This is a genomic window from Shewanella sp. ZOR0012 (assembly GCF_000798835.1).
GTDB classification, from domain to species: Bacteria; Pseudomonadota; Gammaproteobacteria; order Enterobacterales; family Shewanellaceae; genus Shewanella; species Shewanella xiamenensis.
The window spans coordinates 1,213,756-1,227,138 of sequence record NZ_JTLE01000094.1; the positions used below are offsets into that span (position 1 = coordinate 1,213,756).

General features: G+C 46.3%; 13 protein-coding genes. 12 read left to right on the plus strand and 1 reads right to left on the minus strand.

Annotated features, from left to right (window positions below; all coding sequences use genetic code 11):
- The first annotated feature begins 455 nt into the window (after positions 1 to 455).
- A complete protein-coding gene (locus L976_RS07045; protein ID WP_037417920.1) occupies positions 456 to 746 on the plus strand; it encodes a cytochrome c3 family protein in 291 nt (96 codons plus the stop codon).
- A gap of 231 nt (positions 747 to 977) precedes the next feature.
- On the opposite strand, the gene L976_RS07050 is transcribed toward L976_RS07045, so the two are convergent.
- Positions 978 to 2,900, minus strand: coding sequence for an ATP-dependent DNA helicase (locus L976_RS07050; RefSeq protein WP_047540232.1), 1,923 nt, complete (start codon positions 2,898 to 2,900; stop codon positions 978 to 980).
- A 434-nt stretch (positions 2,901 to 3,334) separates the two neighbouring features.
- Here L976_RS07050 and L976_RS07055 point away from each other — a divergent pair, with 434 nt between their 5' ends.
- From L976_RS07055 to hisF, 11 genes are all read left to right on the plus strand, one after another.
- Positions 3,335 to 3,805, plus strand: coding sequence for a DUF2059 domain-containing protein (locus L976_RS07055; protein WP_047535510.1), 471 nt, complete (start codon positions 3,335 to 3,337; stop codon positions 3,803 to 3,805).
- A 91-nt stretch (positions 3,806 to 3,896) separates the two neighbouring features.
- A complete protein-coding gene (locus tag L976_RS07060) occupies positions 3,897 to 4,349 on the plus strand; it encodes an acyltransferase (RefSeq protein ID WP_047535512.1) in 453 nt (150 codons plus the stop codon).
- A gap of 68 nt (positions 4,350 to 4,417) precedes the next feature.
- On the plus strand, positions 4,418 to 4,744 hold the full coding sequence (locus L976_RS07065) for a DUF7716 domain-containing protein (RefSeq protein WP_047535514.1): 327 nt from the start codon (positions 4,418 to 4,420) through the stop codon (positions 4,742 to 4,744).
- A 65-nt stretch (positions 4,745 to 4,809) separates the two neighbouring features.
- On the plus strand, positions 4,810 to 5,637 hold the full coding sequence (locus L976_RS07070) for a hypothetical protein (protein ID WP_047535516.1): 828 nt from the start codon (positions 4,810 to 4,812) through the stop codon (positions 5,635 to 5,637).
- 603 nt (positions 5,638 to 6,240) lie between these two features.
- Positions 6,241 to 7,140: an ATP phosphoribosyltransferase gene (hisG, locus tag L976_RS07075; RefSeq protein ID WP_037418029.1), complete on the plus strand. Its 900-nt coding sequence runs from the start codon at positions 6,241 to 6,243 to the stop codon at positions 7,138 to 7,140.
- A 3-nt stretch (positions 7,141 to 7,143) separates the two neighbouring features.
- The gene (hisD, locus tag L976_RS07080) at positions 7,144 to 8,445 is read left to right on the plus strand and encodes a histidinol dehydrogenase (RefSeq protein WP_047535517.1); all 1,302 of its coding nucleotides are present in this window, start codon (positions 7,144 to 7,146) and stop codon (positions 8,443 to 8,445) included.
- 66 nt (positions 8,446 to 8,511) lie between these two features.
- Positions 8,512 to 9,702: a histidinol-phosphate transaminase gene (gene hisC / locus L976_RS07085; protein WP_156143165.1), complete on the plus strand. Its 1,191-nt coding sequence runs from the start codon at positions 8,512 to 8,514 to the stop codon at positions 9,700 to 9,702.
- An 82-nt stretch (positions 9,703 to 9,784) separates the two neighbouring features.
- A complete protein-coding gene (hisB, locus tag L976_RS07090; protein WP_011716856.1) occupies positions 9,785 to 10,876 on the plus strand; it encodes a bifunctional histidinol-phosphatase/imidazoleglycerol-phosphate dehydratase HisB in 1,092 nt (363 codons plus the stop codon).
- Between the two features lie 147 nt (positions 10,877 to 11,023).
- Positions 11,024 to 11,674 (plus strand): imidazole glycerol phosphate synthase subunit HisH, encoded by a 651-nt coding sequence (gene hisH, locus L976_RS07095; protein ID WP_037427771.1) that lies wholly within the window; start codon positions 11,024 to 11,026, stop codon positions 11,672 to 11,674.
- Between the two features lie 135 nt (positions 11,675 to 11,809).
- Entirely contained in the window at positions 11,810 to 12,547 is a 738-nt protein-coding gene (gene hisA, locus L976_RS07100; RefSeq protein WP_047535522.1) for a 1-(5-phosphoribosyl)-5-[(5-phosphoribosylamino)methylideneamino]imidazole-4-carboxamide isomerase, read from the plus strand.
- Positions 12,529 to 13,302: an imidazole glycerol phosphate synthase subunit HisF gene (hisF, locus tag L976_RS07105; RefSeq protein ID WP_047535524.1), complete on the plus strand. Its 774-nt coding sequence runs from the start codon at positions 12,529 to 12,531 to the stop codon at positions 13,300 to 13,302. The genes hisA and hisF overlap by 19 nt, the downstream gene beginning before the upstream one ends.
- Positions 13,303 to 13,383: the final 81 nt, after the last annotated feature.

The window sequence follows — 13,383 nt, forward strand, 5'->3', positions numbered from 1 at the left end:
TTAATCCCTAATTAATTCATTTCTATAATTTAGAATTCCTAAATAAATTAAAATAAAATCTAAATTTTAAAATTTAGATTTGGATTATCGAATTTATCGCCCCCACAATAAAATCTTGATCATACTTTTAAACTAAAAAAGTATTCATCCATTCACCTTTGATAACGATCAACGTTTTGTCACCTTAAAAATCTATTATACATTCAAGAAGCCAAGTTAAATCTCAAAAAACTATTAATTTAAGCTTAATAAACTCTGTTAAGCCCTAATGTATTTCAGTACACATTAATAATAAAACAGCGGTATAAGTTTCAAGAGAAATACTAATTAGACATTTAAAAAAGCAATGTTTGCATATTGCTTATATTGCGCCACTAGCTCTTTATGATCGAATAAGAGCTTATTTGCTGGCTTAAGAATGATAATTTAACCCACAATAAAAGAAGGAAAATAACATGCTTAAAAAGATGATGCTCATGTGTGCACTGTGTTTCTCTACTAGTTTAATGGCGGCATCTCTTGCCGACAGCCATTCAGAAAGATCAGACTGTGAATCATGCCATAAGGATAAAACACCTTCTGCGGATTATGTTTTTGAAAATGAGCAATGTGTATCATGCCATGGCGAAATGAAAACACTCGCAGGTGAAGCTCATACTAAGCATGATGGCGTTTTAACATGCACAAATTGCCATATCGCTCATGAAGAAAAAGCACCTGCTGATGCCTGCAAAGCATGCCATTAACTCACTAAAAATCTAAAGCCAAAAGCCGAAGAATAACTTGTTTTGAATGGAACCATTTGGCAGGATGCCACTTGACCCACCTCCAAGGGTGTTTGCCATCTATTGCTCACAGGTGGCATTTTTTATCCCCATTTGTATCGCCTTAATGTATATCTAACAACTGAATACTTCGCTCATATTCCATAAAAATAAAACAAATTTAAGCATCCCAAGTAAACCATAAGACGAGTGTCAAGGTATTGTTCTCAAGAACGCCAAGGCTTTATCTAAATCACGGGTGCGCGCCATCGGCGGCAGGGAGTTTAAAAATGCCTGTCCGTAGGCGCGATTCACAATCCGATTATCACACAGGATTAATACGCCGCAGTCCTTTTCGTCACGGATCAAACGTCCAACCCCTTGTTTGAGCGCAATAATCGCCTGAGGTAATGACACTTGAGTAAAAGGATCGCCGCCCTGACGGCTAATATTGTCGGCGCGGGCACGGTAAAGCGGCTCATCGGGCGAGACAAACGGCAATTTATCAATAATCACGCAGCTTAATAACTTGCCACGCACATCTACCCCCTCCCAAAAACTGCTGGTGCCAAGTAATACCGCATTGCCCAGTTGGCGAAACTTTGTGAGCAAACTCTGTTTACCCGCTTGGCCCTGCACCAGCAACGGATATTGAGTCCGAGTTCGCAATGCCAACGCCGTTTGCTCAAGCATTTTATGGCTGGTAAACAAAATAAAGGTTCGCCCCTGCGCTGCCTCAATCGCTTTCACACATACATCGACTAACTGTTTGACTGCTTGCTGCTGATTCGCCACATTGCCCAGTTGCCTCGGCACACAAAATAACGCCTGACGCGGATAATCAAAGGGACTATCCAAAATATGCGCCTTGGCCTCACTGATCCCTAACTCCTTGGCAAAATGCGCTAAGCTGCGGTTTACTTGTAAGGTTGCCGAGGTAAAAATCCAACTGGTATTGGCCACAAATAACTGCTGACATTCGCGGGCAATATTAATCGGTGAAATCCGTAGCATCACAAAACGGCTACCAAATTCAACACTATAGGCAGCCTGTGGATTGTCACATAGGAAAAACTGATTGAGCTTATGGTTAAGATCAGCCAGTTTAACGGCAATATCATCTAATAACTCACTGCGCCCCACATGGGCGAGCAAGAGTTTTTGCAGCGCGGTTAACTCTGCGAGTAAATCCCATGATGCTAGCGCAATTGACTTATTGCCAAGCAGCATACGCCAATCCGACTCGGCAATAGAAAACAATCCATTATGCCAGTCACTCAATTTGGCTAAACAACGCTGACAAAATTGGGCAATCTGCCCCGTATCGCTGAGCTCAGTTTGATAAATCTGCAATAACTTTTGCAGATAATCATCGATAGTGCGACTCGAGGATTGCTGGCCAAAATAACTGACGCAGATATCCGGCAGTAAATGCGCTTCATCGAAGATCACCACATCGGGATCGGGTAATAATTCAGCAAAGCCTGTGTCCTTTAACACACTGTCTGCAAAGAATAAGTGATGATTCACGACGATGATTTTCGCATCCATCGCGCGGCTGCGAGCCTTACGGGTAAAACAGGCATCATAAAATTCGCAGCGCTGGCCAAGACAGGTCTCTTTGGTACTGACGACTAAGGGAAGCGCGGGAGAATGTTCAGGCACTGAGGTTAAGCCACCAATATCGCCGTCTTTACTCATGCCCGCCCATTGATTGATTTTGAGTAAATCATCCAACAATCGCGCCTCAATATGGCTGGCCTCCAGCATCTGCCTATCGAGTCGATATTGGCATAAATAGTTATTGCGGCCTTTTAATAGCGCAAGCTTGGGCGCAATTCCAAGCATAGATGTCAATGCGGGTAAATCCTTTAGAAACAATTGCTCCTGCAGGTTTTTACTGCCAGTACTGACAATCACTTGCTTGCCACTTAACATAGCGGGAATTAAATAGGCGAAGGTTTTACCGACCCCTGTACCCGCTTCGATCAGTGCATTGCCCTTACTCGCAATCGCTTCACTGATGATTTGCGCCATCTCAACCTGACTCTGACGCGCACTGAACCCCTGAATATGCGTAGCGAGCACGCCATCGTTGGCAAAAGCGCGCAGCACCTCATTCGTCAATCTGCTCATCGAACGAGGAGCATCAAGCGACTGCTGATTTGATTGCTGATGTTTAGCTTGCCGCGGAGCTGAGCGTCGAGAGTGAGTCAATGGCGAGCGAGTTCCTATAAAAACGATTCAAAAAAGCGGGTTGTGGGTTAAGGCGTTAGCCTTCGCTAAGGAGCATAACGCTGTTGCCGCAGTGTAATTAAGCCCGCCTGATAATACCAATAGTTTTAATCTAGCGCCGAGCTTCTTGAGCTAAAACATGGAGTAGCGTAGTTTAAATGATTTAACAACCAAAGGCTTAACTCAACTTTTCCCCGATTGCTTGCTAAGAGATAAGCTGCTAAGTTGCGTTAATGATTGTGCTAATGACTTAATTTTGCACGAAGCTTCAATTATGGATATATAACTCAATTAAGGTTTCCGTTTATAAACGTTGAGATGATTAAGGATATAAAATGAAAAAGTTCCAATTATTACCGTTAATGTTATTTATTTTATCTACTCCCGTAGTAGCGCAAGAAGCACTAATAGATGAAATGTTTAGAGTGATGTCAATCGATAAACAAATGGCTGGTGGATTTGAAGCTATGTTACCAATAGTAGACCAAATAGCCACCAACTATAAATTAGATAATAAGGCTAAAGAAGAACTTAAGGGTATTTATAGAGCATGGTTTAATGAAGATGTTGATCGTCCCAGAGTGATAAACGAATTAAAAAAACAGTACTCTGAGGCTTTCACAAATGAAGAAATCATTAAAATAACCCAATTTTATCAAACTTCTACAGGTAAAAAACTCTTAGAAAAAACGCCACAATTGATGCAAACTGGAGCACAAATCGCCATGCAAGAAGCACAAGCAAAACAATCTAAATTAATTGAGCGTATTAGACCTTTTCTCGCAAAGCATGGAATTAAAGAATAAAGCTATAACAATTATCTGAACATGAGGTCTGATATTACGAGACTTGTAAAAAGCTACGCACTCAGTGGTAAGCATTAGGCGGAGATTAACCATGCCAACGACCTTATCCTTGTCACAATATGTGAAAAAGCGAAATGGTGTTCCACTGGGTGCCAGTCACTCGATGAGGAATATGCTATCACGCGCCCTGGGTGCTAAGTCATTCCCCATTTTTTGGCATTATTGGAATCCGATTTGGGGTTATTATTTATCACGTAATGTCATGCGTCCTAGCAGTCAGTTTCTGCCGATGTGGCTCGCCGTACTTGTCACCTTTTTGGTCAGCGGTGCGCTACACGATCTCGCCGTTGCTCTGGTTAAATGGCAAACCATATTCTTTTTTACACCTTGGTTTGGCATCATGGGAGTTATAGTGATTGCCTCAAATAAATATCGCCTTTCCTACGGTACATTACCTTGGATTATGCGGGCTTTGATTAATTTACTGTTTATTTTCTCATCATTTGCGTTAACCGAATTAATGCAGGGTCTGTGGAGGCCTTGAGCCTGATTCTGTCGGTTTAATTAACTCGTCCAAATGATGTAAATGATGCTCGCTCAAAAGGATATTTCATGCGATTAACATTAACCTTGGAAACCCTATTATCCCAACTTGGTTCTTTTTCGTGGCACTTGGATGTGTACAAAGCCCTAGAACAACCATTAAGTCCCACAATGTCGGTGTTAATCATTGACGATGAGCTTGAAGAAGAACGCGACCAACACGATGAGCCTCTCTACCCGAAAATCCAAGGTTATCAATACTTTTTAAGCATTGCCGATTTGCAAAGTATCAAGGCTAACTTAGGGCAACAGCGACCAAATGCCAGCTTGCATGACGTAATTCATGCTATCAGTTATTACTATCAAAACGATGCTTATATAAATGTAGAGTGTTAACCGCTTTAATTAAGTTTTTATAAGATAAATGAAACCAAATTGTTAAAAGATAAAAAGAATCAGATATGGATAAAAAAGCAAAAAGGATTTTATTCTCCACCTATTGGAAGAATGGTTGGATTGACGCAAAAAATAGAAGTCTCTCCGAGTCCGACTTTAACTACGCCAAATCGAAAGGATTAATGTTTGATCCTTTAACTATCTCCCATGATGAATGTATCCTTGCCACCACAACGCTAGTAAAAGGCATTTCGCAAGCACAAGTAACAAAAGGATTTTTAAGCAGTCTAACCTCTCGGCGATTGGATTGGCGCTCATCCCTTGCATCCTATGCGATCGCCCAAAAAATCCCATCTCATCAATACACACCTGTCATTTCAGGCTCTTCTTATATGGATGGCAAACCAACTGCACATTCCTATACCTGCGGCATTTGCCGAGATAGTCAATATGGCATCCGAGGAAGCGAATCCTATATCGAGGTGGATATTAACGTATTCAATTTCGAGCGTATAAAATGGGGCGGCATGCGCCATGGGGATATTTTGTATACCTATTTTGATTTAAGCCAATTTATTAATGCCGATATTCCAGAGCCGACGTCAGAAGATATGGACTGTTTTAGGGAGATCTTAACGATTATCGAAACGTCAGACCCGAGCGATTATCCCAGTACACTAGAGAAAAGATTAGCGAATGTGATTAAGTCGAGTAAAGCTGAGCGACAAATATTAATCGAAATATTAGCCAGTCTGGGAATATTAAAACCCAATACTGTCGATAGACAACGCCAAGGCAAAAATGACTGGGTATTTGCCGAATATTGGCGTGGTGAAGACAAATATTGCCAACAAACAGTTGATCGCCTGTTTGGAAAATATTTAACACGGTAAAAGGCATGTCACGCGCTAATCCTGCATTATCGCTGTGACTGACACTTAGCAACAACCGCCAGCCGAATTTGTCTAAACGCAGCATCGGCTTTGTGCCAATCCCCTAATTCGCCCCTCCTTGCGATAAGCAGATTATCGTCCTGCGACCACCAAGATGAAACATTTTCACAAAACGCATAAATATTCTTATTTAGTTATAATTAGCTGTTGCAAACGGCACAGAAAGCGGTTAGCTTAAAAAAACGTTCGATGGATAAGTATCCACCAACACCAAATTCAACAGAATCACAGAGTATAGAGAGTCATATGAGCCAACTACTGAACGCTATCCACCATCATCACCACCATATGCGGTAGCCTTCGGACGCTCACTGCCGAAGGACTATATCCTTCTGGCGGACTGATTCAAAGATGATCATAAACCCCTGGAAGGAATTCCGGGGGTTTTTGCTTTTGGGCTTTTTAACTAACGATTTAATAGATAATTAGTACTTAATTTCAATATGTTAACCGCCACATTTACTGGCGGTGCCGATAAACCAGTTAAAGCGTGAAACGAAAGAATATCATTTTGAATTTGTTAACTTTGAGCGAGATAAAATTATGACTGAATCAAACCGTTTACGTATTGCCATTCAAAAATCGGGTCGCCTATCGACCGACTCTCAGCAATTACTCAAGAGCTGCGGTGTTAAGTTTTCCATTAACGAACAACGTCTTATCGCACACGCAGATAACATGCCTATCGATTTACTCAGAGTACGTGACGATGATATTCCAGGACTGGTTATGGATGGCGTGGTCGATTTAGGCATTATTGGTGAGAACGTGCTCGAAGAAGAGCAAATTGAGCGTCAAACCCTAAATAAGCCAGCTGAATATGTAAAATTACGCCAATTAGATTTTGGCGCCTGCCGTCTCTCGTTAGCCGTACCAACCGAATTTAGCTATGCCAATGCCTCATCCCTAGAAGGCTTGAGAATTGCCACCTCCTACCCCAATCTATTGCGCCGTTTTATGCAACAAAAAGGCATAAATTATCGCGACTGTATGTTAAAAGGCTCGGTTGAAGTTGCGCCGCGTGCAGGGCTTGCCGATGGCATTTGTGACTTAGTCTCCACTGGCGCAACCCTTGAAGCCAATGGTTTATACGAGACTGAAGTCATATACCGCTCCATGGCCTGCATTATTCAATCAACCCAAACCCAAACGCCGAGCAAACAAGCCTTAATCGATCGCATTTTATCCCGCGTAAACGGCGTGATCCGCGCCCGTGAAAGTAAATATATTTTGCTGCACGCGCCCACTGAAACTTTAGATCAAATTGTCGCCCTGCTGCCCGGTGCCGAAAATCCTACTGTATTGCCATTAAACGACGATACTAATCGAGTGGCCATTCACGCCGTCAGTACCGAAGATTTATTCTGGGACACCATGGAAGAACTCACCGCGCTCGGTGCCAGCTCAATCCTCGTCATGCCAATTGAAAAAATGATGGGGTGATCTATGGATATTTTGACTTGGGCAGCGTTATCCGTCGATGCACAAAAAGCCGCGCTCCAACGCTCACCTTTAATTGGTGACAGCGGCTTAGAACAAAGTGTTCGGGCCATTGTTGATGCCGTAGCTAGCCGTGGCGATGCGGCGCTAAAAGAGTTTAATCAAAAGTTTGATGGCTTTAATAGTGCCAATATCGACAGTCTGCGTTTAAGTGAAAGCGAGATTAGCGCCGCCAGCGCACGAGTCTCGACCGAACTTAAAGCCGCCATTGCCCAAGCGATGGCCAATATTGATGTGTTCCACAGCGCGCAGCAATTTCGCCCCATCGACATTGAAACCCAAGCGGGGGTTCGCTGCGAGCTTCGTAGCGAACCGATTGAAAAAGTCGGTTTATATATTCCCGGTGGCAGCGCCCCATTAATCTCAACCGTACTGATGTTGGCCCTGCCTGCCAAAATTGCTGGCTGCGAAAAACGCGTATTGGTGAGTCCGCCGCCGATTAACGATGCAATTGTGTATGCGGCAAACGCCTGTGGGATCACCGAAATCTATCAAGTGGGCGGCGCGCAGGCCATTGCCGCACTGGCCTTTGGCACTGAAACGATTCCCAGCGTCGATAAGATTTTTGGCCCAGGCAATCGTTATGTCACCGAAGCCAAGCGCTTAGTCTCGCAGGACGGTCGCTGCACTGTGTCTATTGATATGCCCGCAGGCCCTTCTGAGGTATTAGTGATTGCCGATAGCGATGCCAATGCGCAGTTTATTGCCGCAGATTTACTCTCGCAAGCAGAGCACGGCCCAGATTCGCAGGTCATTTTAGTCACGGATTCTGAGCCATTAGCACAAGCTGTCAATCAAGCGCTCGAGTCGCAACTGGCCGCCCTGCCGCGCCAAGAGATTGCTGCGACGGCCCTAAAAGGCAGCCGCACCATTTTGGTAAAAGATATGCAAGAAGCGGCGCTCGTTTCGAATTGCTATGGACCCGAACACTTAATTATTCAAACCCGCTTCCCACGGGACGTACTAAATCATATTCGCGCCGCAGGCTCAGTGTTTTTAGGGGCCTATACACCTGAATCGGTTGGGGATTATGCCAGTGGGACTAACCATGTATTGCCAACTTACGGTTATAGCCGCGCGGTATCTAGCCTCTCCTTGGCAGACTTTAGCCGCCGCTTTACGGTGCAAGAACTCAGTGCCAAGGGCCTGCTCGGACTCGGGCAAGCGGTAATGACCCTTGCCAGCAATGAGTTACTCGATGCCCATAAAAATGCGGTCGCGATACGCTTAGCCAGTCTTAAGGACTGATGGAAATAAGTAACGCAATCAACAGTACGCTTAATTAAAGCCATAGCAAGACTTAGGATGAATAGGATGAGCCAAGTGCCAACTAGCCAAGCAACAACGAGTAATGTGCCAGTGACAAATATTCAGAGCGCCAATAGCGCCAGCAACACTCTCGATAACAATACTCTCGATAACACAAGCATCGAGCCAACAACCCTTGCCGCACGTCTTGCACGGCCCGAACTGCTCGAGTTAACGCCTTACCAAAGTGCTCGCAGGCTGGGTGGTCGTGGGGATATTTGGATCAACGCTAACGAATCGCCCTTTAATAATGTGGCCGTCGGCGAGCTCGATTTAACTAAGTTAAATCGTTATCCTGAGTGCCAACCGCCCGCGTTAATCAATGCCTATAGCCAATATAGCGGTGTAGTGGAAAGCAAAATTGTCGCCAGCCGCGGCGCCGATGAGGCCATCGAACTGCTGATCCGGGCCTTTTGTGTCCCAGGCATCGATTCCATTGCGACCTTTGGGCCCACTTACGGCATGTACGCCATTAGCGCGCAAACCTTTAATGTGGGCGTTAAGGCGTTAAGCTTAACGGCTGAATACGGTCTCCCATCCGACTTTGCAACGGCCACGCGCGGCGCTAAGTTAGTGTTTATCTGCAATCCCAATAACCCAACTGGCACTGTGATTGATAAGGCGCGCATAGAGCAAGCCATCCAAGCCCTACCCGACTCCATTGTCGTGGTCGATGAGGCCTATATCGAATTTTGCCCAGAATATAGCGTCGCGGATTTACTCGAGTCTTACCCAAATCTCGTTGTACTGCGCACCCTCTCAAAAGCCTTTGCCTTAGCAGGCGCGCGCTGCGGCTTTTTGCTTGCCAATGAAGAGATTATCGAAATCATCATGCGGGTAATTGCGCCCTATCCCGTGCCATTGCCCGTAAGTGAAGTGGCCGTGCAAGCGCTATCAGCTGCTGGGATTGCGCGGATGAAAACCCAAGTGAATGAGCTCAATTCTCAGGGCGAGCGACTCGCGGCGGCGCTGAATTTGTACTGCGAGCAATGGGGCGGCGCCGTGCTAAAACCTAATGGCAACTATGTCTTAGCCGAGTTTGACGACGTAGCAACAGTGGCACAGCTGCTTATCGACAATGGCATTGTCGCGCGGGCCTATAAGGACCCAAGGCTAGCTAAAGCCATTCGTTTTAGCTTTAGCTCTCAGTCTGACACCGACCGCTTAGTGTCGCTCTTTGAATCGCAAAAGCTGTGAGCTTTGGGTGCAAGTCTTGTAACAGCATTGGCCTAATAGACTGATTTTATAAAGATAACAAACTGAATTGAAAGGTAGCAGCATGAACCCAGTATTTACCCCAAATGTCGCCCAGAAAATACTTTTTATCGACCGTGATGGCACCTTGATTGAAGAGCCAATCACCGACAAACAGGTCGATAGCCTCGCCAAACTGGTATTCGAGCCCCAAGTGATCCCCGCCTTACTGCGCCTGCAAAAAGCTGGGTTTAGGTTGGTGATGGTTAGCAATCAAGACGGGCTCGGTACCCCTTCCTTCCCGCAGGAAGATTTCGATGCGCCGCACAATATGATGATGCAAATCCTGTCTAGCCAAGGGGTTAAGTTTGAAGATGTGCTCATCTGCCCGCATTTTAACGATGAAAATTGCAGCTGCCGCAAACCCAAACTAGGGCTGGTGAAAGACTTTTTGACCCAAGGCACCATCGATTTTACCCAGTCCGCCGTGATTGGTGACAGGCACACAGATGTGGAACTGGGCAATGCCATGGGGATTAAAAGCTTTCAATATCAACGTGGCAGCCTAGGCTGGGACGCGATTGCCGATGCCTTACTCAATAAGGGCCGCACCGCGACTGTGGTACGCACCACCAAGGAAACCGATATTCGCGTGACTGTCGATCTCGACAATCCCAGCAAAGGCGCCATTAACACTGGCATTGGTTTCTTCGACCATATGTTGGATCAAATCGCCACCCACGGAAACTTCAAAATGGAGGTGAATGTCGATGGCGATCTCGAGATAGACGATCACCACAGCGTTGAAGATACGGCATTAGCAATCGGGGATGCACTGCGACAAGCCCTTGGCGATAAACGCGGTATCGCCCGCTTTGGTTTTAGTTTGCCAATGGATGAGGCCAAGGGCGAATGCTTACTGGATCTCTCCGGCAGGCCTTTTATTAAATTCGCCGCCCAATTTGAACGGGAAAAAGTCGGTGAAATGGCCACCGAAATGGTGCCGCACTTTTTCCGCTCCTTTGCCGATGGCCTACGCTGCACCCTGCATGTAGCCGCCGAGGGAGACAACGATCACCACAAGGTCGAAGCGCTATTTAAAGTACTTGGCCGCGCGCTACGTCAAGCCGTAAAAGTTGAAGGCGATGTATTGCCATCGAGTAAAGGCGTGCTCTAACACCGTGCTACAAGATTTGTTATCTGCTTCTTGACTGAAAATAGGTACATGAGCAAATAACATAAAGCCTGATGATTTTAACGAGGGGCAGTTTCGGGAATGTGGTGACAAACCGCTTCCCCACTGACCCATCAATAGGAAAACCCAATGTCAGCAAACATAGATGAATTTGATGTTGTCATCATAGACACAGGTTGCGCCAACTTAAGTTCGGTCCGTTTCGCCTTTGAGCGTCTCGGCGCTAAGGTGTTAGTCACCGATGACAAAGCCAGCATTAAAGCCGCCAAACGGGTGGTACTGCCAGGTGTCGGCAGCGCTGGCGCTGCGATGGCTTCATTAACGGAAAAAGCCTTAGTCGAATTAATTCAAGGGTTAACTCAACCCGTGCTGGGCGTCTGTTTAGGGATGCAAATGCTTACCCTCCTCTCTAAAGAACGCGGCGGCCAAGCGCAGGATTGCCAATGCTTAGGCATTATTCCAACCGAGATTGACGAGCTAGACCGTCAAACGCTTAAGGCCGAAGGTTTACCTCTGCCGCACATGGGTTGGAACCAACTGACCTTTAGTAATCCGTCTCAGGTTCACCCGCTGTTTGCCGGTGTTCCAGCCGGTAGTTACGTGTATTTTGTGCACAGTTACCGCGCACCATTAAGCGACTACACCTTGGCACAATGCCGTTATGGTGAGGACTTTAGCGCCGCCATCGGTAAAGACAACTTTATGGGCGTGCAATTTCACCCCGAGAAGAGCGCCGCCGTGGGCGCACAAATCCTAGGTAACTTTTTAAAAATGCAATAAATGCAATCGCTTATTAGCTTTTGACTGAGCTAAGTTTTGGGGCGCTAAGTTTGGCTGAGCCACCACTATTTTTCAGCCACAACATTCAGCAATAAAGCGCGGCAGCAAATGCACACAAGGAATTAAGGACAACAGATGATCATTCCAGCAATTGATTTAATTGATGGCAAAGTAGTTAGGCTCTACCAAGGGGATTATGGGCAGCAGACCACCTTCGATTTAAGCCCACTGGCCCAGTTGCAATCCTATCAAGACCAAGGGGCAAACTGGCTGCATATCGTGGATTTAACTGGCGCCAAAGATCCTGCTAAACGCCAAACAGCTTTGATTGCCAAGCTGACAGCGGGACTTAACGCCAATATTCAGGTGGGCGGCGGGATCCGCACTGAAGAGCAAGTCGCCGAGTTATTATCCCTTGGGGTTAAACGCGTGGTGATAGGCTCGCTCGCCGTCAAAGAGCCCGAGTTAGTCAAAGGCTGGTTTAACAAGTTTGGCAGCGAGGCAATTTGCCTCGCACTGGATGTGAATATCAATCAGAGCGGCGAGAAAATCGTCGCGGTTTCTGGCTGGCAAAGCGGTGGAGGTAAGAGTTTAGAATCTATCGTTGAAGACTTTAGCCAAGTGGGACTTAAAGATGCGCTAGTAACTGACATCAGCCGTGATGGCACCCTCACAGGCGCCAATACCGCACTCTACCGTGAGCTATCCAGCCGCTATCCCGATATCGCGTGGCAAGCCTCTGGCGGCATTGCCACCCTTGAGGATGTTGCCGCCGTCAGAGACTGTGGTGCTGCGGGGATCATTATCGGTAAAGCTTTACTTATCAATCAGTTTAATGTGGCGGAGGCAATCCAATGCTGGCCAAACGAATAGTCCCCTGTTTAGATGTGAAAGATGGCTGCGTGGTCAAGGGCGTACAGTTTCGCAACCATGAAATTGTTGGGGATATAGTGCCACTCGCGGCGCGTTATGCCGCTGAGGGCGCCGACGAACTGGTGTTTTACGATATCACCGCCAGTGCCCACGACCGTGTAGTCGATAAGTCTTGGGTGAGCCGAGTGGCGGAGCAAATCGATATCCCCTTTTGCGTCGCCGGCGGCATTAAAACCATCAGTCAGGCCCGTGAGTTACTGGCCTTTGGCGCGGATAAAATTTCGGTCAACTCACCTGCCCTTAGCGATCCGAGTTTAATCTCACGCCTACAGGATGAATTTGGCCGTCAATGTATCGTGATCGGCATAGACTCTTTTTATGATGCGGCAAGCGACAGTTATAAAGTGAAGCAATTCACTGGTGATGAAGCCGCCACCAAAGAAACCGCTTGGTACACCCAAGACTGGGTTGAGGAAGTACAACAACGCGGCTGCGGCGAAATCGTGCTCAACGTGATGAACCAAGATGGTGTGCGCGGTGGCTATGATATCAAACAGTTAAGCCTAGTACGCCAGCTGTGCGACGTGCCCTTAATCGCCTCGGGCGGCGCTGGCACTATGGCGCATTTTCGCGATGTGTTTATCGATGCGAAGGTGGATGCGGCGCTGGCGGCCAGCGTGTTCCATAAAGCCATTATCAATATCGGCGAGTTAAAACAATATTTAGCGGCCGAAGGCATCGCGATTAGACGCTAGAGCGGTTCTAGGTTCTAGGTTCTAGGTTCTAGGTTCTAGGTTCTAGGTTCTAGGTTCTAGGTTCTAGGTTCTAGGTTCTAG

Coding starts and splice junctions, on each gene's coding strand:
- hisG (WP_037418029.1), top strand. CDS start 6,241: ATGACTGAATCAAACCGTTTACGTATTGCCATTCAAAAATCGGGTCGC.
- L976_RS07065 (WP_047535514.1), top strand. CDS start 4,418: ATGCGATTAACATTAACCTTGGAAACCCTATTATCCCAACTTGGTTCT.
- hisC (WP_156143165.1), top strand. CDS start 8,512: ATGAGCCAAGTGCCAACTAGCCAAGCAACAACGAGTAATGTGCCAGTG.
- L976_RS07055 (WP_047535510.1), top strand. CDS start 3,335: ATGAAAAAGTTCCAATTATTACCGTTAATGTTATTTATTTTATCTACT.
- L976_RS07070 (WP_047535516.1), top strand. CDS start 4,810: ATGGATAAAAAAGCAAAAAGGATTTTATTCTCCACCTATTGGAAGAAT.
- L976_RS07060 (WP_047535512.1), top strand. CDS start 3,897: ATGCCAACGACCTTATCCTTGTCACAATATGTGAAAAAGCGAAATGGT.
- hisH (WP_037427771.1), top strand. CDS start 11,024: ATGTCAGCAAACATAGATGAATTTGATGTTGTCATCATAGACACAGGT.
- L976_RS07045 (WP_037417920.1), top strand. CDS start 456: ATGCTTAAAAAGATGATGCTCATGTGTGCACTGTGTTTCTCTACTAGT.
- hisA (WP_047535522.1), top strand. CDS start 11,810: ATGATCATTCCAGCAATTGATTTAATTGATGGCAAAGTAGTTAGGCTC.
- hisD (WP_047535517.1), top strand. CDS start 7,144: ATGGATATTTTGACTTGGGCAGCGTTATCCGTCGATGCACAAAAAGCC.
- hisB (WP_011716856.1), top strand. CDS start 9,785: ATGAACCCAGTATTTACCCCAAATGTCGCCCAGAAAATACTTTTTATC.
- L976_RS07050 (WP_047540232.1), bottom strand. CDS start 2,900: ATGAGCAGATTGACGAATGAGGTGCTGCGCGCTTTTGCCAACGATGGC.
- hisF (WP_047535524.1), top strand. CDS start 12,529: ATGCTGGCCAAACGAATAGTCCCCTGTTTAGATGTGAAAGATGGCTGC.